The organism is Myxococcus sp. CA040A, assembly GCF_013336725.1.
Taxonomy (GTDB): Bacteria; Myxococcota; Myxococcia; order Myxococcales; family Myxococcaceae; genus Myxococcus; species Myxococcus llanfairpwllgwyngyllgogerychwyrndrobwllllantysiliogogogochensis.
Window position 1 is genome coordinate 972,181 of record NZ_JABUMR010000005.1, and the last position, 16,436, is coordinate 988,616.

General features: G+C 68.9%; 17 protein-coding genes. 4 read left to right on the forward strand and 13 right to left on the reverse strand.

The window, feature by feature from the left end; genetic code table 11:
• Positions 1-252: 252 nt before the first annotated feature.
• Entirely contained in the window at positions 253-1,599 is a 1,347-nt protein-coding gene (locus HUA75_RS25795; protein ID WP_141644441.1) for a sorbosone dehydrogenase family protein, read from the forward strand.
• A gap of 31 nt (positions 1,600-1,630) precedes the next feature.
• On the opposite strand, the gene HUA75_RS25800 is transcribed toward HUA75_RS25795, so the two are convergent.
• The gene (locus HUA75_RS25800; protein ID WP_141644442.1) at positions 1,631-2,260 is read right to left on the reverse strand and encodes a TetR/AcrR family transcriptional regulator; all 630 of its coding nucleotides are present in this window, start codon (positions 2,258-2,260) and stop codon (positions 1,631-1,633) included.
• A 117-nt stretch (positions 2,261-2,377) separates the two neighbouring features.
• On the opposite strand from HUA75_RS25800, the gene HUA75_RS25805 reads away from it, so the two are divergent.
• Positions 2,378-3,268 (forward strand): DUF6463 family protein, encoded by an 891-nt coding sequence (locus tag HUA75_RS25805; RefSeq protein ID WP_174487859.1) that lies wholly within the window; start codon positions 2,378-2,380, stop codon positions 3,266-3,268.
• 23 nt (positions 3,269-3,291) lie between these two features.
• Here HUA75_RS25805 and HUA75_RS25810 read toward each other — a convergent pair whose 3' ends face one another.
• From HUA75_RS25810 to HUA75_RS25820, 3 genes are all read right to left on the reverse strand, one after another.
• Positions 3,292-4,653, reverse strand: a complete 1,362-nt coding sequence (locus tag HUA75_RS25810; RefSeq protein WP_174487860.1) for a S9 family peptidase — start codon at positions 4,651-4,653, stop codon at positions 3,292-3,294.
• Between the two features lie 128 nt (positions 4,654-4,781).
• The gene (locus HUA75_RS25815; protein ID WP_174454641.1) at positions 4,782-5,159 is read right to left on the reverse strand and encodes a hypothetical protein; all 378 of its coding nucleotides are present in this window, start codon (positions 5,157-5,159) and stop codon (positions 4,782-4,784) included.
• A gap of 132 nt (positions 5,160-5,291) precedes the next feature.
• Positions 5,292-6,416, reverse strand: a complete 1,125-nt coding sequence (locus tag HUA75_RS25820) for an isoaspartyl peptidase/L-asparaginase family protein (RefSeq protein ID WP_174487861.1) — start codon at positions 6,414-6,416, stop codon at positions 5,292-5,294.
• 196 nt (positions 6,417-6,612) lie between these two features.
• Here HUA75_RS25820 and HUA75_RS25825 point away from each other — a divergent pair, with 196 nt between their 5' ends.
• The gene (locus HUA75_RS25825) at positions 6,613-7,311 is read left to right on the forward strand and encodes a type 1 glutamine amidotransferase domain-containing protein (protein ID WP_141644447.1); all 699 of its coding nucleotides are present in this window, start codon (positions 6,613-6,615) and stop codon (positions 7,309-7,311) included.
• A 116-nt stretch (positions 7,312-7,427) separates the two neighbouring features.
• Here the strand turns inward: HUA75_RS25825 and sufT are convergent, their stop codons facing one another.
• From sufT to HUA75_RS25860, 7 genes are read right to left on the reverse strand one after another with little or no spacing between them, the layout of a single operon-like run.
• The gene (gene sufT / locus HUA75_RS25830; RefSeq protein ID WP_141644448.1) at positions 7,428-7,970 is read right to left on the reverse strand and encodes a putative Fe-S cluster assembly protein SufT; all 543 of its coding nucleotides are present in this window, start codon (positions 7,968-7,970) and stop codon (positions 7,428-7,430) included.
• A gap of 18 nt (positions 7,971-7,988) precedes the next feature.
• Entirely contained in the window at positions 7,989-8,450 is a 462-nt protein-coding gene (gene sufU / locus HUA75_RS25835; protein WP_141644449.1) for a Fe-S cluster assembly sulfur transfer protein SufU, read from the reverse strand.
• Positions 8,447-9,670: a cysteine desulfurase gene (locus HUA75_RS25840; protein WP_174487862.1), complete on the reverse strand. Its 1,224-nt coding sequence runs from the start codon at positions 9,668-9,670 to the stop codon at positions 8,447-8,449. Before HUA75_RS25840 ends, sufU begins: the two co-directional genes overlap by 4 nt.
• On the reverse strand, positions 9,667-11,001 hold the full coding sequence (gene sufD / locus HUA75_RS25845) for a Fe-S cluster assembly protein SufD (RefSeq protein WP_174487863.1): 1,335 nt from the start codon (positions 10,999-11,001) through the stop codon (positions 9,667-9,669). The genes HUA75_RS25840 and sufD overlap by 4 nt, the downstream gene beginning before the upstream one ends.
• Entirely contained in the window at positions 10,998-11,789 is a 792-nt protein-coding gene (gene sufC / locus HUA75_RS25850; protein WP_141644452.1) for a Fe-S cluster assembly ATPase SufC, read from the reverse strand. Before sufC ends, sufD begins: the two co-directional genes overlap by 4 nt.
• Positions 11,790-11,791: 2 nt before the next feature.
• Positions 11,792-13,228 (reverse strand): Fe-S cluster assembly protein SufB, encoded by a 1,437-nt coding sequence (sufB, locus tag HUA75_RS25855; protein WP_141644453.1) that lies wholly within the window; start codon positions 13,226-13,228, stop codon positions 11,792-11,794.
• The gene (locus HUA75_RS25860; RefSeq protein WP_141644454.1) at positions 13,225-13,743 is read right to left on the reverse strand and encodes an SUF system Fe-S cluster assembly regulator; all 519 of its coding nucleotides are present in this window, start codon (positions 13,741-13,743) and stop codon (positions 13,225-13,227) included. Before HUA75_RS25860 ends, sufB begins: the two co-directional genes overlap by 4 nt.
• A gap of 183 nt (positions 13,744-13,926) precedes the next feature.
• On the opposite strand from HUA75_RS25860, the gene HUA75_RS25865 reads away from it, so the two are divergent.
• Complete coding sequence (locus tag HUA75_RS25865) at positions 13,927-15,168, forward strand: ABC transporter substrate-binding protein (RefSeq protein ID WP_174487864.1); 1,242 nt, start codon at positions 13,927-13,929, stop codon at positions 15,166-15,168.
• Between the two features lie 21 nt (positions 15,169-15,189).
• Here HUA75_RS25865 and HUA75_RS25870 read toward each other — a convergent pair whose 3' ends face one another.
• Entirely contained in the window at positions 15,190-15,372 is a 183-nt protein-coding gene (locus tag HUA75_RS25870) for a hypothetical protein (protein ID WP_174487502.1), read from the reverse strand.
• On the reverse strand, positions 15,366-16,433 hold the full coding sequence (locus HUA75_RS25875; protein WP_141644457.1) for a hypothetical protein: 1,068 nt from the start codon (positions 16,431-16,433) through the stop codon (positions 15,366-15,368). Before HUA75_RS25875 ends, HUA75_RS25870 begins: the two co-directional genes overlap by 7 nt.
• Between the last annotated feature and the right edge of the window lie 3 nt (positions 16,434-16,436).

A 16,436-nucleotide genomic window follows, 5' to 3' on the forward strand; every position in this document is an offset into this window, starting at 1 on the left:
GAGTCAGTCGCGCCCGGGCGAGGCGTACCCCGCCACCGCCTTCGTGCACAGGACACGACGCCCGCCGGCGGCGGCGCGCAGGACAGGAACGACGCCCCGGCGACCACCACCACTGAGCGCCGGCGGACAGCCACGGTGGAGGCCCCAGGCATCCCCGTTCACCCACCGACAAGGAGCCTCGTTCCAGCTCGCGAAAAGTCGGCGCCGGCGCCAAGGGCCATGGCGCCTCACGCCCCTCTTTCGGAGTCTCCCATGCCCCCCTGGCCCTGTCGTTTCGCGCGGGTACTGCCCCTGCTCCTCTTGTCCGTGGCTTGCGCGCCCGAACCCTCGTCCGACATGGCCGAAGCCCCTGACGAAGTCAGTGCCACGCGCGCCGCCGTCACCCTGCCGCCGTCGTATACCGACGCCCTGGTGACGAACATCCCGGAGCCCACCGCGCTCGCCTTCACGCCGGATGGGCGGCTGCTCATCACCACACAAGGGGGACAGTTGCGAGTGTTCACCGGGGGCGTGCTCTTGCCGACGCCGGCACTGAACCTCTCCGCCAGGCTGTGCAGCGATTCGGAGCGAGGCCTCCTGGGCATCGCGGTGGACCCGAACTTCATCAACACGGCCCACATCTTCCTCTATTACACGTTCAACAAGTTCAACACCTGCGGGACGAACATCCCCAACGTGCCGGTGAACCGCGTCTCGCGCTTCACGCTGTCGGATGGAAACACCATCAATCCCGCCAGCGAGGTGGTGCTGCTGGACAACATCCCCTCCACCGCGGGCAACCACAATGGAGGGGACCTGGCCTTCGGCTCGGACGGGCGGCTCTACATCAGCGTGGGTGACGGTGGCTGCCAGCTCGGGGACCCGAGCCGCTGCGGCGGACTGAACAACACGGCGCGCAGGCTGGACGTGCTGCTGGGAAAGATTCTGCGCGTCCGCAAGGACGGCAACATGGCCCCGAACAACCCCTGGTTCGACGCGCCAGGAGCCCGACGCTGCGGCAACCCCGCGGGCGTTCCGCCAGGCACCGGCCCCTGCCAGGAAATCTACGCCACGGGCCTGCGCAACCCGTTCCGCATCGCGTTCCGTCCCGGCACGAGCAGCTTCTTCATCAACGACGTGGGCCAGAGCGTCTGGGAGGAAATCGACGAGGGCATCGAGGGCGCGGACTACGGCTGGAACACGCGGGAGGGGCACTGTGTCACCGCCTCCGCCACGAACTGTGGAGCACCTCCCGCCGGGATGACCAATCCGCTGTTCGACTACAAGCACGGCGCCAACCCCGGGGGCTCCCCCTTCCAGGGCTGCAACTCCATCACCGGGGGCGCCTTCGTGCCGCAGGGAGCATGGGCGTCCAACGATGACGACGCGTACTTCTTCAGCGACTTCGTCTGCGGCAAGGTGTTCAAGCTGACCCAAGGCCCTGGCGGCGCCGTGACGGTGAGCGCGTTCGCCACGGGCCTGGGCAGCGGCTCCGCGGTGTCGCTGCGCTTCGGCCCCTCCAGCACCGGGACGTCGCTCTACTACACGACGTACGAGGACGGCGGAGAGGTCCGCCGCATCAACTACATCGGCACCGTCCATCAACCGCCGTCGCCGTAGTCACCGCCAGCGCCCCTCCACCTGCCAGGCCTCACGTGGAGGGCATCAGCGCCCGGGCGAGGTGCTTGACGTAGTCGGAGCGCTCCCGCGCGGAGCGCAGCGTGTCCGGGCTGGCGATGGACAGGTGCAGCAGGCCCACGTAGGTGGAATACGCCTGGAGCGCCCACGCGCGAGCGTCCCGAAGTGGCATGCCCATGGCGCGGTACAAAGACACCAGATAGTCGATGCGCCGTCGGGACACGCGCGCGAGCACCGGCTGGATGAGTGGATTCGCGGCGGCGGCGGCGATGGCCACCTCGATTCTGCCCGCGGGCTCGGGCTCGAACGTCACCACGAGCAACTGACGCAGCCGCGCCTCGGGCGTCGGCAGGGCGTCCAGGCGAGTGATGACATCCTGGGTGGCCAATTGCTCCCACCGCTCGAGCGCGGCCCGCACCAGCGCCGGGCGCCCCTTGAAGTGCCAGTAGAAGCTGCCCTTCGTCACCCCCAGCTTCCCGGCCAGGCGCTCCACCGACAGCGCATCCACGCCATCGACGAGGCTCCACAGCGCCGCGTCCGCCCAGTCCTCGGCCGTCAGCCCAGGGCCCCGGCGCCGGGCGCGAATCTCCTCGAAGGTCCGAAAGGTGGAAGGGCTCGGCGGGCGGGAAGAAGCGCGGCTCATCGCCCCTCGAAGTCTGGCGGACCGCGCCGCTGGCGTCCAGGACCCTCTCCTTGTTACGTCTCCTCCATACGGTACCGTATGGACATGCGGAGCCGTATGTCAGAGGGGAGGCCGCGCATGCGAGTGACGACGGGGACGCTGCTGATGGTCGTCGGAGGGCTGCACCAGGTCGTGGGGCTGGTGCTCTACCGGGGGCCCTTGTGGGAGATGGCGAGCGCGGGAGTCCTCGCCAGCGTGCCGGAGGACATGGGCGCCCGTGCGGCAGCCTTCTGGTTCCTCGTCGCTGGCTGGGGAATGATGCTGCTGGGTGCCCTGGCGCGCTGGGTGGAACGCGAGATGGGCCGCCCGCCCCCGGCGAGCTTCGGCTGGGGACTGCTGGGCCTTGGCGTGTTCTTGGTGGTGCCCATGCCGGTGACAGGGGGCTGGGTGCTGCTGCCGCTGGGCCTGCTCGCGCTCCGGCGGGCGCACCGCTTCGTGAAGGCGCTGCCCGGTGTGCCGCCCGAGTTCCTGGAGGGCGCCCACCACGTGGACGTGAAGACGGTGGAGTCGGAGCTCTCCCTGCGCGAGTTCGTCGCCCGGCTGATGTCGTATCAGCCCGCATGGGTGACCGCGCTGTTCAGGGTGCGCGGAGTCTTCGTCCGCCTGCTCGGCCTGCGACAGGTCGGCGTGCCCCAACCCCGGCGTCTGCGCGCGGAGGACGTGCCCATGAGCCGGGGCGCCACGGCCGCCTTCTTCACCGTGCGCCACGCGGAGGAGGAGCGCGCCTGGGTGGTGGGCGCGGAGGACTCGCACCTGGATGCGGTCCTCGCCGTCTGCGTGGAGCCCGGCCCCACCCTCCCGCGCCGATTCCATGTCGTGACGGTGGTGCGCTACCGGAACTGGGCGGGGCCGGTGTACTTCAACGTCATCCGGCCCTTCCATCACCTGGTCGTCGGCGCCATGGCGCGAGCGGCGGCCGGAACACTCGGCTCCGTGGCCACGTCAGGCGCTCCAACGGCGCATCGGTAGCAGCGGGACTTCGAGCCGTCCCCTCAGGGAGGCAGTCCGGCGGACAGCGCCTCGCGGATGTTGGCCGCCGTGTACTGCGTTCCCCAGAGGGCGTTCACCGCCAGGGCCACCCACTCCGCGCCGAGCACGACCCCACCCGTGGTCAGCTCGAAGAGCGCCACGCGCGGGTCCGCCAGTTCGCGCAGGCGGGGGGCCACCGCGGACATGTCCCGGCCGTAATACTGGAGGACGCGCACCTCCCACAGCCAGGCCACCAGCGTGTCCTGCACGAAGGGGACGAAGAGCACCTGTGAAGGGCCCCCCAGATTCGTCAGCAGATGCCCCAGCGTCACCGTGTTGACCGCGTGGCCGTACTGGCCCACCAGCAGCCCGTGGTCCAGCCCTCGCGTGTTCCAGTCCGGCGCGTCCAGGTGCAAGAGGTACAGCGCCGTCAGGCTGGGGCCGACGAGGGATGCCAGCGTCTGCGTCTGCTCCACTGGCACGAGCGTGTCCCAGTCCTCGTGGATGACGAGGAACGGCGTGGAGAGCTTCGGTGCCAGGTGCTCGCGCGTCCACCGGCTGTAGTCCGCCCCCGCCGTGCCTGGAGCGCCTCCCGTGGTGGCGTTGATGCGGCGCAGGTAGGGCTCGAAGAAAGTGGCGTACTGGTTGCGCACCACCGGGTCCGACACCCGCGCGGGGATGACGGACGTGAGGTATTCGTACTGGCGCGCGAAGTCGGACAGCGGAAAGAGCGCCACGCCCACCTTCGGCCGGGCCTCCGCCGGAGCATCCGCCGCGGCGTAGAGCGCCTCGAAGCCGCCCCATGAGCCGCCATGGACACCGATGCGCGAGCGGTCCACGCCGGGGGCCTGCGCGAGAAAGCGCATGCCCGCGTGCATGTCGTCCCGGTCGTTCTGGATGTCGCCGCCCGCATAGAAGCGACCGAAGACGTTGAGCACGCCGAAGTCGTGGAACAGATAGAAGAACGACTCCGCGGCGATGAACTCAGGCGGGCTGATGGAGAAAGCGATGGCGGACGAACCCGCGTGGTGGTGGGGCTCGCTGTCGTCTGGATGGATGCCCGGCCCTCGCAGGGCCCACTTCTGGTCCACCACCTCGCCCGTCCACGTGATTCCGTCATAGGGACGGGTGAGCATCATCGTGGGCCACAAGCCCGGGTTCCGGGGCGGGAACCACTGGGCATAGGTGGGCGCCTTGCCGGCCTCCTGGAGCCGCAGCAAGTGGTACTGCCAGAGCTGACCTCCAGCCTCCGCCTGCCCGGACCCCAGCACCGTCACCGACAAGGCGGGATTCGCGAGCTCGGTGGTGTCGGGAGACACGCTCTCGACGTCCGAGGCGGAGGCGGAGCATCCCAGGAGGGCCAGTGCGAGCAGTATCGTGCGCATGTCCTCCAAGACACCGCGCTCGGACTTTTCTGAAAAGGGTCCGCGGCGATTTCGTCGCGGACCCGACAGCGGACGCAGGCGCCCTGAGAGGCCACGCAAGGCGCCTCTCGAAGGCCCCTCTCAGCGCGTCAGAAGTAGCAGGTGCTGTCGGCGCCGCAGAAGCCCTGAGCGTTGTTGCACACGCACTGGGAATCCTCGGAGCAGAACTGCTGGTGGCAGAGAGGGCCACCACCACCGCCACCCCCGCTCGGATACGTGTACTCGCACGCACTTTCGACACAGGCCGCCGTCCGTGCGTTCGGACACGCCTCCCAGCAATCACTCACGTCGGAACAGAAGGACTGGTGGCAGATGGCGAGCGAGGCACGCTCCGCCTCCTGCTCACCGCCGATGCAGACGGCCTCCTCCGTGGATTCCGCGTGGGCGGGCAGCGCGGAGAAGACTCCCGCGAAGAGGGCGAGAAGGGCCGCGACGCTCCACGGCAGGTGCTTGCGAAGTGACACCATGAGGATGCTCCTTTCGACTCACACACAGGCCGCGCGGCATTGCGCGGACCTGGATACAGTCTACAGGAGCAACTCGATTGCACTCCAGGCGCGCTTCCCCGTCACGCGCCCACCCAGACCGACAACGGCGGCCTACTTCGACGCGGGAGGCGCCGGGTCCTTGAAGATGGCCACGTGCGGCTGGCCGTCCTGTCCCACATAACCCCGGTACATGCCTGACGAGTTGAAGGGCATGGCCACGTTGCCTTCGCGGTCCATGGCGATGACTCCGCCTTCGCCTCCAGCCTTCACCAGCACGTCATGGACGACGACGTTGGCGGCCTCGGGCAGGGGGAGCTCCTGGTACTCGACGCGCGCGCAGATGTCGCGCGCCACCGTGTAGCGGATGAAGAACTCACCATGGCCGGTGGCGGAGACCGCGCAGCGCGGGTCCGCGTAGGTGCCTGCGCCGATGATGGGGGCGTCGCCCACGCGGCCGTAGCGCTTGTTCGTCATGCCTCCGGTGGACGTGCCCGCCGCGAGGTTGCCGGCCTGGTCCAGCGCCACCGCGCCCACGGTGCCGAACTTGTGGTCGCCCGTCACCGGGTCGTAGCCGGGACGCAGCGACGACGAGGGCTGTCCCGGAGCGGGCGTGGCGCGCTCCTTCTCCAGCGCGCGCTGGAGGCTCTGCCATCGCTCCTCCGTGAAGAAGTACTTCGCGTCGACCAGCTCCACGCCCTGGGCCTTCGCGAAGGACTCCGCGCCCTCTCCCATCATCATCACGTGTGGCGACTTCTCCATCACCCGGCGCGCCAGCTCGATGGGGTTCTTCACGTGCCGCAGGCCCGCCACCGCGCCCGCCGCGCGCGTCGTTCCGTCCATGATGGCGGCGTCCAGCTCGTTGATGCCGTCATGGTTGAAGACCGCGCCCTTGCCCGCGTTGAAGTGGGGCGAGTCTTCCAGGATGCGGATGGCCGCCGTCACCGCGTCCAGGCTGCTGCCGCCCTGAGCAAGGACCGAGTGCCCGGCCTGGAGTGCCTGCTGGAGCACGGCGCGAACCTCGGCCTCGCGCTCCGCGGAGAGATTCTCCCGGGAGATGACCCCCGCGCCTCCGTGGATGACCAGACCCCAGCGCGGCTTGCGAGCAGCGGAGCCTTCCTGGGTGAGCCGGGCGTCATCGACGCGCGCGGACTCCGCGCTGGTGCAGCCCATGGGGATGAGGAGCAGCGCGGTCCCCGCGACGAGGCTCCGGGGAAGAGAAGGGAGCGAAGCGAACATTCGGCGACCTCCAGCGGCAGCCGGGAGACGAGGCGTGTGTGGCACCAACACCCGACGTCCCGGACAGGGTGTCGGGTCGGTAGCACGGCGACCCGGGAGGCACAACGACGCCTGGCCGCCTGCCTGCTCCATCCCGTCATGCACGGACGCACCACCATGCACAGAGTCCGGAGCGTCCAGGGGACAGGAGCGCGCGATGAAGAAGCTGAAGGGCTTGCGGGTGGCGGTGCTGGCGACGAGCGGCTTCGAGCAGGTGGAGCTGACGCGGCCAGTCAAGAAGCTGGAGCGCCAGGGCGCGGAGGTGACCCTCGTGTCGCTCCTGCCCGGCCACATCCGAGGCATGAACCACATGCTCCCCGGCAAGAAGGTCCGCGTGGACGCGACGCTGAAGGACGTGAAGGCGGCGGACTTCGACGCGGTGCTCCTGCCCGGAGGTCTCATCAACCCGGACACGCTTCGGCAGAGCGCGCTCGCGAAGGACTTCATCCACGACGCGGATTCGCTCAACCTGCCCATCGCCATCATCTGTCACGCGCCGTGGCTGCTCATCTCGGCGGGGCTCACCGAGGGGCGCACGCTCACCTCGTGGCCCGGCATCCGCGACGACGTGAAGAACTCCGGCGCGCAGTGGCGCGACGAGGCGATGGTGCGCGACGACAACTGGGTCTCCAGCCGGGGGCCGCAAGACCTGCCCCTCTTCGAGCGCGCCATGGTGGAGCTGTTCGAGGAGAAGATGCCGGAGGTGCGCGAGCGCATCCGCCACGCCGGGGAGCACCCCGCGCCCGCGCGCTACCATGCTCCGACGGAGCCGACGCGCCGCTGGCCCCGGCTGCTCGCGGGGAGCCTCGCCACGGCGGCCTTGAGCTTCGGCGTCCGCAGGCTCGCGTCACGCTGACGCGCCTCATGCACAGCGGGGACCTCACGAGGGTACCCCGGGCGCACGCCTGAGCCGCGTGCGGGGGCACACGGCTCGGCGACGACGACTTCACACGCGCACAGCCGCTCCGCGCGTCACATCCAGCCGAGCTGGAGCCGCGCCACGTCCGTCATCCGGCCCTGGTCCCAGGGCGGGTCCCAGACCAGCTCGACGTTGGCTTCCTTCACACCCGGCACCGAGCCCACCTTGGTGCGCACGTCGTCCACCAACACCGGGCCCATGCCACAGCCGGGCGCCGTCAGGGTCATCTGGATGTCCACGCGCTGACCGCCTTCCGGCAGCGGCTCCGCCTTGCACGCGTACACCAGGCCCAGCTCCACGATGTTCACCGGAATCTCCGGGTCATACACCGTGCGCAGTTGCTCCCAGACCTGCTCCTCGTGGAAGGCACTGGCGTCCCCGGCGGCCTTCTCCTGCGGCGCATACTCCGCGCCCAGCGCCGCGCCGTCCTTCTCGTCGATGCGGAAGAGCTGCCCGTAGGGGTCCTGCACCGTGATGTTGCCGCCCAGGGTCTGCATCACCCGCAGCTCCGCGCCCTCCGGCAGCACCACCCTGTCACCACTGGGAATGATGGTCGCGGGAACCTCCCGCTCCAACATCGCCGTCACGCCTCGCATGGTCCGCTTCCTCCTTCCCTACTCCGTGGAAACCGCTTCATCTCGCCCTTCCAGCGCCGCGCGCATCGTGTGCCACGCGAGGCTGGCGCACTTCACCCGGGCGGGGAACTCGCTCACGCCGGACAGCACCGCGAGCTTGCCCAGCGCCTCCACGTCCACCGACTCCGGCCCCTCCGTCACCAGCTTGTGCACCTTCTCGAAGAGGGCCTCCGCCTCCGCGCGCGTCTTGTCCTTCACCACCCCGGTCATCAGCGACGCCGACGCGCGGGAAATCGCGCACCCCTGCCCCTGGAAGCCGATGTCGCGGATGACGTCTCCATCCACCTTCATCGTCACGGAGAGCTGGTCGCCGCACAGCGGGTTGTGCCCCGCCGCCTCGTGGTTGGCGCCCTCCACCACGCGGTAGTTGCGCGGCCTCTTGGAGTGCTCCAGCACGACCTCCTGGTAGAGGTCCTTCAAGTCGTCCGAGCCCGAGCTCATCGGAACACCTCCCTCACCTTGTGCAGTCCCCGCACGAGCGCGTCCACATCCTCGCGCGTGTTGTAGAGCGCCAGGGACGCCCGCGCCGTCGCCGGCAGCTTGAAGTGCTGCATCACCGGCTGCGCGCAGTGGTGGCCCGTGCGGATGCAGATGCCCTCGCGGTCCAGAATCGTCCCCACGTCGTGCGGATGGATGTCCTCCAGCGTGAAGGACAGCACGCCCGCCTTCTCGCGCGCGGTGCCCACCAGTCGCAGCCCCGGCACCGACTCCAGCGCCTGCGTGGCGTAGGCCATCAGCGCCCGGTCATGCTCGGCGATGGCGTCCAGCCCCAGGTCCTGGAGATAGCGGATGGCCGCCGCCAGCCCCACCGCGCCCTCCAGGTTCGGCGTCCCCGCCTCGAACCGGTGCGGCACGCGGTTGTACGTAATCTTCTCCATCGTCACGGAGAGAATCATGTCGCCGCCGCCCTGATACGGAGGCATCGGCTCCAGGCGCTCCAGGCGCCCGTACAGCACGCCGATGCCCGTGGGGCCGAACAGCTTGTGCCCGCTCAGCGCATAGAAGTCGCAGCCCAAATCCTGCACATCCACCGGGAAGTGCGTGACCGACTGCGCCCCATCCACCAGCACGGGGATGCCCTTGGCGTGGGCCCGGCGCGTCAGCTCCTTCACCGGATTCACGGTGCCCAGCGCGTTGGACACGTGGGTCACCGCGAGGATGCGCGTCTTCTCCGTGAGCAGCGCGTCCACCGCGTCGAGCACCAGCTCGCCCCGGTCATCCACCGGAATCACCCGCAGCGTCGCCCCCGTCTGCTCGCAGAGCATCTTCCAGGGGACGATGTTCGCGTGGTGCTCCATCTGGGTGATGAGGATTTCATCCCCGGGCCCCACGTGCTTGCGGCCATACGTCTGCGCCACCAGGTTGATGGCCTCGGTGGTGCCGCGCACGAAGACGATTTCCCGCGCGTCCCGAGCGTTGAGGAAGCCACGCACCGTCTCACGCGCGCCCTCGTAGGCCTCGGTGGCCCGCTCCGAGAGGACGTGGACCCCCCGGTGCACGTTGGCGTTGTCGTGCTGGTAGAAACGGACGATGGCGTCGATGACGGCTTGCGGCTTCTGCGCCGTCGCCGCGCTGTCCAGGTACACCAGGGGCCGGCCCCGCACCTCCTGGTGAAGCAGGGGGAAGTCCTGACGGACGCGCTGCACGTCGAACGTGCTCATGCCGTCACCTCCGTCCGGGGTGCACCCGGAAGCTTCGGGGCGAGCAGCCCTTCCACGCTCGCGCGCACCGGCCCTTCCGGCACCGCATCCACCAACTCCCGAGCGAAGGCATACGTGAGCAACCGCTCCGCCTCCGCGAGGGGAATGCCTCGCGAGCGCAGATAGAACAGCGCCTGCGCGTCCAGCCGCCCCACCACGGCGCCGTGCGCGCACTTCACGTCGTCCGCCAGGATTTCGAGCTGCGGCCGGGTGTCCGCCTGCGCGTGCTCCGACAGGAGCAGGTTGCGGTTCTGCTGCCGCGAGTCCGTGCGCTGCGCGTCCTGCCGCACCTTCACCAGTCCGTGGAAGGTGCCTCGCGCGCGGTCATCCAGCACGCCCTTGTACAGCTCGCGGCTGGTGCAGCGGGGCACCGCGTGGTCCAGCGCCGTCCGCTGGTCCAGGTGCTGCGTCCCGCGCCCCACGTACAAGCCATTGAGGGTGGCATCGCCGCCCTCGCCCGCGAAGGTGACATGCACCTCGTTGCGAGCCAGCACGCCGCCAAAGGCGAAGGTGTGCGACACGAAGCGGCTGTCACGGCCCTGCCGCACGTGCAGACCTCCCACGTGCACCGCCGCGTCACCCTCCGCCTGGAGCCGGTAGTGCTTCAAGCTGGCGTTGTCGCCGAGCGTCACCTCCGTCACCGCGTTGGTGAAGCCCTGGCCCGAGCCGCCGCCCGTCGCGCTGGCGTACGTCTCCACCAGCGTCGCCTCGCTGCCCTCTCCCGCCACCACGAGGATGCGCGGACTGGCCAGCACCGGCGCGTCTCCCCGGGTCAGGAAGACGAGCTGCACGGGCACCTCGCTCAGCGCCCCCGGCGCCAGGCGCAGCACGGCCCCGTCCTCCAGCAACGCCGCGTTGAGCGCCGTGAAGGCATGCTCCGCCGCGAGCGCCCGCTGCCCCAGCTCCGCCTCCAGGAACGCCCCGTCCTCCACCAGCGCGTCGCGCAGTGGCTTCAGCGTCAGGCCCCGCGGCAGGCCCGCCACCGACGACAGCTCTGGCGACAGCCGACCATCCACGAACACCAGCCGGGGACCGGGCAGCGCGAGCCGCGCCACCACCGCCGCCAGCTCCGCCGTGCTCCCCGCCGTCGCGGAAGGCACGAAGGCCCCGTCCGCGATGGGCGCGAGGTTCGTGTACTTCCACGCCTCGTCACGCGTCGTGGGCAGGCCCAGCCGCGCGAAGTGCGCGAGCCCCTCCTGCCGCACGCGCTGGAGCCACGCGGGCGTGGTCGCCGTGTCCCGCGCCTGGAAGCGCGAGGCCACGTCCACATAACGAGTCAGCCCCGGCGTCATCGCCGTGCCTCCCCGCCCTTCGTCGCGGCACCCTTGCCGTCCTGAAGCCCCAGCCAGCCGTAGCCCTTCTCCTCCAGCTCCAGCGCCAGCTCGCGTCCACCGGAGCGGATGATGCGCCCGCCCGCCATGACGTGGACCTTGTCCGGGACGATGTAATCCAGGAGCCGCTGGTAGTGCGTAATCACCACCATGGCGCGCTGGGGCGAGCGCAGCCCGTTCACCCCACCCGCCACCGTGCGCAGGGCGTCGATGTCCAGCCCTGAGTCCGTCTCGTCGAGGATGGCCAGACGCGGCTCCAGCACCGCCATCTGGAAGATTTCGTTGCGCTTCTTCTCGCCGCCGGAGAACCCCTCGTTCACCGAGCGGTTCATGAAGGCCGCGTCGAGCTGCACCAGCTTGGACTTCTCCTTGGCCATCTGGAGGAAGTCCATCGCATCCAGCTCCTCCAACCCCTTCACCCGGCGCTGCGCGTTGAGCGCGGTGCGAAGGAAGTGCAGGTTGCCCACGCCCGGAATCTCCACCGGGTACTGGAAGGCGAGGAACACACCTTCGGCGGCGCGCGCCTCGGGGGCCAGCTCCAACAGCGGCTTGCCGTCGAGGAGGACCTCGCCCTTCGTCACTTCATAGGCATCCCGCCCCGCGAGCACGCTCGCCAGGGTGCTCTTCCCAGAGCCGTTGGGCCCCATGATGGCGTGCACCTCTCCGGCGCCCACCTCCAGGTCGATGCCCTTGAGGATGTCCTTGTCGCCCACACGGGCGTGCAGATTCCGAACGGACAGCAAAGCCATACCTACCCCACGCTCCCTTCCAGACTCACTCCGAGCAGCTTCTGTGCTTCCACCGCGAACTCCATGGGGAGCTCCTTGAACACCTGCCGGCAGAAGCCATTCACAATCATCGACACCGCGTCCTCTTGAGAGATGCCGCGCTGCCGACAGTAGAAAAGCTGGTCCTCGCCAATCTTCGACGTGGACGCCTCATGCTCCACCTGCGCCGACGCGTTCTTCACCTCGATGTACGGCACCGTGTGGGCGCCGCACTTGTCTCCGAGGAGCAACGAGTCGCATTGCGTGTAGTTGCGCGCGTTCTCCGCGCTCTTGAGCACCTTCACCAGCCCGCGGTACGTGTTCTGCCCGCGTCCCGCGGAGATGCCCTTGGACACGATGGTGCTGCGGGTGTTCTTCCCCAGGTGCACCATCTTCGTGCCCGTGTCCGCCTGCTGGAGGTTGTTGGTGAGCGCCACCGAGTAGAACTCGCCCACCGAGTCATCCCCCTTGAGGATGACGCTCGGGTACTTCCACGTAATCGCCGAGCCCGTCTCCACCTGCGTCCACGAAATCTTCGCGCGCTTGTGGGCGATGCCGCGCTTGGTGACGAAGTTGTAGATGCCGCCCTTGCCCTCCGCGTCACCCGGGTACCAGTTCTGCACCGTGGAGTACTTGATGGTGGCCCCCTCGAGCGCCACCAGCTCCACCACGGCCGCATGCAACTGGTTGGTGTCGCGCTGGGGCGCGGTGCAGCCCTCCAGGTAGCTCACGTACGAGCCCTCGTCGGCGACGATGAGGGTGCGCTCGAACTGGCCCGTCTCCGCGGCGTTGATGCGGAAGTACGTGGACAGCTCCATGGGGCAGCGAACGCCCTTGGGGATGTAGACGAACGAGCCGTCGCTGAACACGGCCGAGTTGAGCGCCGCGAAGAAGTTGTCCGAGTGCGGCACCACCGAGCCCAGGTACTTGCGGAGCAGCTCCGGGTGCTCGCGCACGGCTTCGGAGAACGAGCAGAAGATGACGCCCGCCTTGGCCAGCTTGTCCTTGAACGTCGTGGCCACGGACACCGAGTCGAACACGGCATCCACCGCGACGTTCTGCAGCCGCTGCTGCTCCACCAACGGGATGCCCAGCTTCTCGTAGGTGCGGAGAATCTCCGGGTCCACCTCGTCCAGGCTGTCCTTCTTCGGTTTGAACCGGGGCGCCGAGTAGTAGCTGATGGCCTGGTAGTCGATGGGCTTGTACGTGACGGCCTGCCACGTGGGCTCGCGCAGCGTGAGCCAGTGACGGTAGGACTTCAGACGCCACTCGAGCAGGAAGGGGGGCTCGCCCTTCTTCTCCGACAGCGCGCGGATGACGTCCTCGTTCAGCCCCGGCGGGAAGGTGTCCGCCTCCACCGCGGAGACGAAGCCGGCCGCGTACGGGCGGCGCGTCAGTTCCTGGAGGGTGTCGGTGGTCATGAGCGAACTCCTGTCGTGGCGGAAGATGTCGAGGTGTTGGCGGCGGCTGCCGGGGCGGCCCGCGCGGGGATGCCCAGGCCGATGAGGCGCTCGGGCATGCGCGGCGCCGGGGCGATGAGGTCCGCCAGCGTCAGGCGCCCCAGGGCCTCCTGAATGGCCTGATTGATGAGCCGCCAGTGGCCCCGCACCTGGCACACGGCCTCCAGCTCACAGGGCGCGCCGCCGGTGGTGTGGACGCCACACTCCGTGAGCGAGACGGGGCCCTCCAACGAGGCCACCAGCTCCGCCAGGGAGAGCGACGCGGCGGGATGCGCCAGCCCGTAGCCGCCGTTGGCGCCCCGGTGCGACACCACGAGCCCCGCCTGCAGCAGGCCCTTGAGCACCTTGCTGGCCGAGGGCAATGGCACACGGGTGCGCGCCGCCAGCTCGCGAGTGGTGCGGGTGCCACCCTCCGCGCGAGCCAGCTCGGTCATCAGCACGATGCCGTAGTCGGTCATCTTGCTCATCCGGAGCATGCGGGACGCCTCTCCTCTCTGGGTCCATTCCCACGGGGCCTCATGGCCACCGGGCGCGTCATATGTAATCTGGACCGATTTAGTCCACATTGCATTTTGGGCCGCGTGCTCAAATGCGCCGGGTTGGAGGGCAAGGGGGAGAGGGCTAGGGTGGGAGTCCTGATTTCCGGAGGGAATCCGCTCATGCGTTCACTGCTGCTGCTCGCCACGCTGGCCCTGGCCCTGGCGGGCTGCGAGAAGAAGTCCGCCCCCACCGAGACTCCGCCCACCGGGCAGGCTGGCGACACGCAGGCCGCTGGCACCCAGGCAGGCACACCCGCGCAAGCGCCCGTGGGTTCGGACGCACAGGCCGCGGCTCCTGACTCGAAGGGGGCCATCCTCATCGGCGAGGTGGGCAGCCTGACGGGCAGCGAGGCGACGTTCGGCGTCTCCGCGCGCAACGGCATCGAGCTGGCCCTCAACGAGGCGAACGCCGCGGGCGGGGTGCGGGGCCGCCCGCTGGCGGTGCGCGTGTACGACAGCCAGGGGCGTCCGGAGGAAGGGGCGCAGGCGGCGACGCGGCTCATCACCCAAGACAGGGTGGTGGCGATTCTGGGCGAGGCGGCCTCCTCCGTCTCCATGGCGATGGCGGAGAAGGCGCAGGTGGGCAAGGTGCCGATGATTACGCCCACCTCGACGAGCGCCGAGGTGACGAAGAAGGGCGACTACATCTTCCGCGTCTGCTTCATCGACGAGTTCCAGGGCCTGGTGATGGCGAAGTTCGCACGGGAGAACCTGAAGCTGTCGAAGGTCGCGGTGCTGACGGACAACAAGAGCGCCTTCTCGATAGGACTGGCGGAAGTCTTCACGGCGAAGTTCCAGGAGTTCGGCGGGACGATTGTCGGCAACGAGAGCTACTCGAAGGGCGACACGGACTTCCGCGCGCAGCTGACGGCGCTCAAGCAGGTGAAGCCGGAGGCGGTGTTCGTGCCGGGGTACTACACGGACGTGGGCATCATCGCGCGGCAAGCGCGCGAGGTGGGGCTGAAGGTGCCGCTGCTCGGCGGTGATGGCTGGGACTCCGACAAGCTGTTCGAACTGGGCGGGTCCGCGCTGGAGGGCAGCTACTTCTCCAACCACTATTCGCCGGGCAACCCGGACCCGGTGCTGCAGTCGTTCCTCGCGCGGTACAAGGAGAAGTACGGCAGCGTGCCGGACAGCGTGGCGGCGCTGTCGTACGACGCGGCGCGGGTGCTGGTGGAGGCGCTCAAGCGCGCCCCGGACACGAGCGGCCCGGCGCTGCGCGACGCGATTGCCGCGACGAAGGACTTCCCGGGCGTGGCGGGGCGAATCACCCTGGATGCGAACCGTGATGCCGTGAAGGAAGCCGTCGTCCTGAAGGTCGCCGGCGGCAAGGCGGAGTTCGTCACCACGGTGAAGCCGTAGTGACGCCCCGGTCCCCCGTCCTCAAGGGATGGGGGACTGGATGACGTAGTAGACGGAGCTGAAGTACCGCTGGAGCGCGTTGAGCAACTGCACCAGGAACGGCCAGCCCATCACCGTGAAGCCCATCAGCGCGGCCGTGACGGTGGCGTACTCCACCATCGATTGGCCGCGCGGCCTTCGACGCGACAACGACGCCATCAGCACGCCCCCGGCTTCTTGCAGCCCATGTAGTAGTCGCCACGCTTCTGCTGCGTCTTCTCGTTGTTGTTCGCGTCCCAGTCACGCCACTCGTTGTTGAAGTAGGTGCCCTGGCCCTGGCCCTGGTTGATTCGCTGGGTCGGCGCGCCACCGTTCTGGGGCTGGATGGACATGCTGACCCGGGTCGGGTCATCACCGGGCTTCGCGCCGCTGAGCACCAACGTGGGAGAGAGCAGCTTGTTGCTGATGCCCTGCGTGACGAGCGTCTGGGCAGCGGTCTGCATCTGCGTGTAACCCGCGTTCTCGCCGTTCGTGTACACCTGCGCCACTCGTGCGTAGAGGTCACCCGCCTTCTTCTGCGAGTCGCCGGGCTGGAAACTCTGGCTCTCGGTGAGGGCCCAGGTGTCCGTCACCAGCGCGATGTACTCCCACGGGAGCAGGTAGGTGTCCTGCTCCACGTCACGCTTCTTCTGGGCGTTCCCGTGGACGTCTTTCGCGCCCCGGTCCTTCGGCTCCTTGGCCAGGTCGACGTCGCTGAACTCCGAGAAGAGCGTCTTGGGGAGCAGGTAGTTCTGCACGCCGCTTCGCGCCGAGCATCGGATGAGCCCACCCCGGTTGAACTGGCTCATGTACGACCCGTGCAGCGTGACGCCGTAGCTGCCCACCGCCTGCTGATTCAGCGTGCACTCCACCTGCTGGGCGCCTGGGTGCAGCCAGCACGCGTGGGCCACCAGCTCCTGGTGGTGGCTCACGTCGTCCTTGCACTCGATTCCCTTGTCGGGTCCGTAGCTGTCGAGGCCCGACTCATGGTCGCAGTACATCTGCCGGGCCAGACCCTGCGTCTGGGAGAAGCCCGCGAAGGACTCGCCCCCCTTCGGCTCCGCCGCGTAGTCCGACACCGCGTAATCCCAGACGGTGGAGAGCGCGGTCTCCTGCGCGTCCAGCACGTGGCGCAAGAGGTCGTCCAGGAAGATGGCGTACATGAACACGGGGATGATGACGAGCATGCACAGGGCCGTCTCCACCGCGGCGGCGCCCCGAGCGATTCGCGTCCCAGCTCTCTTCATGGG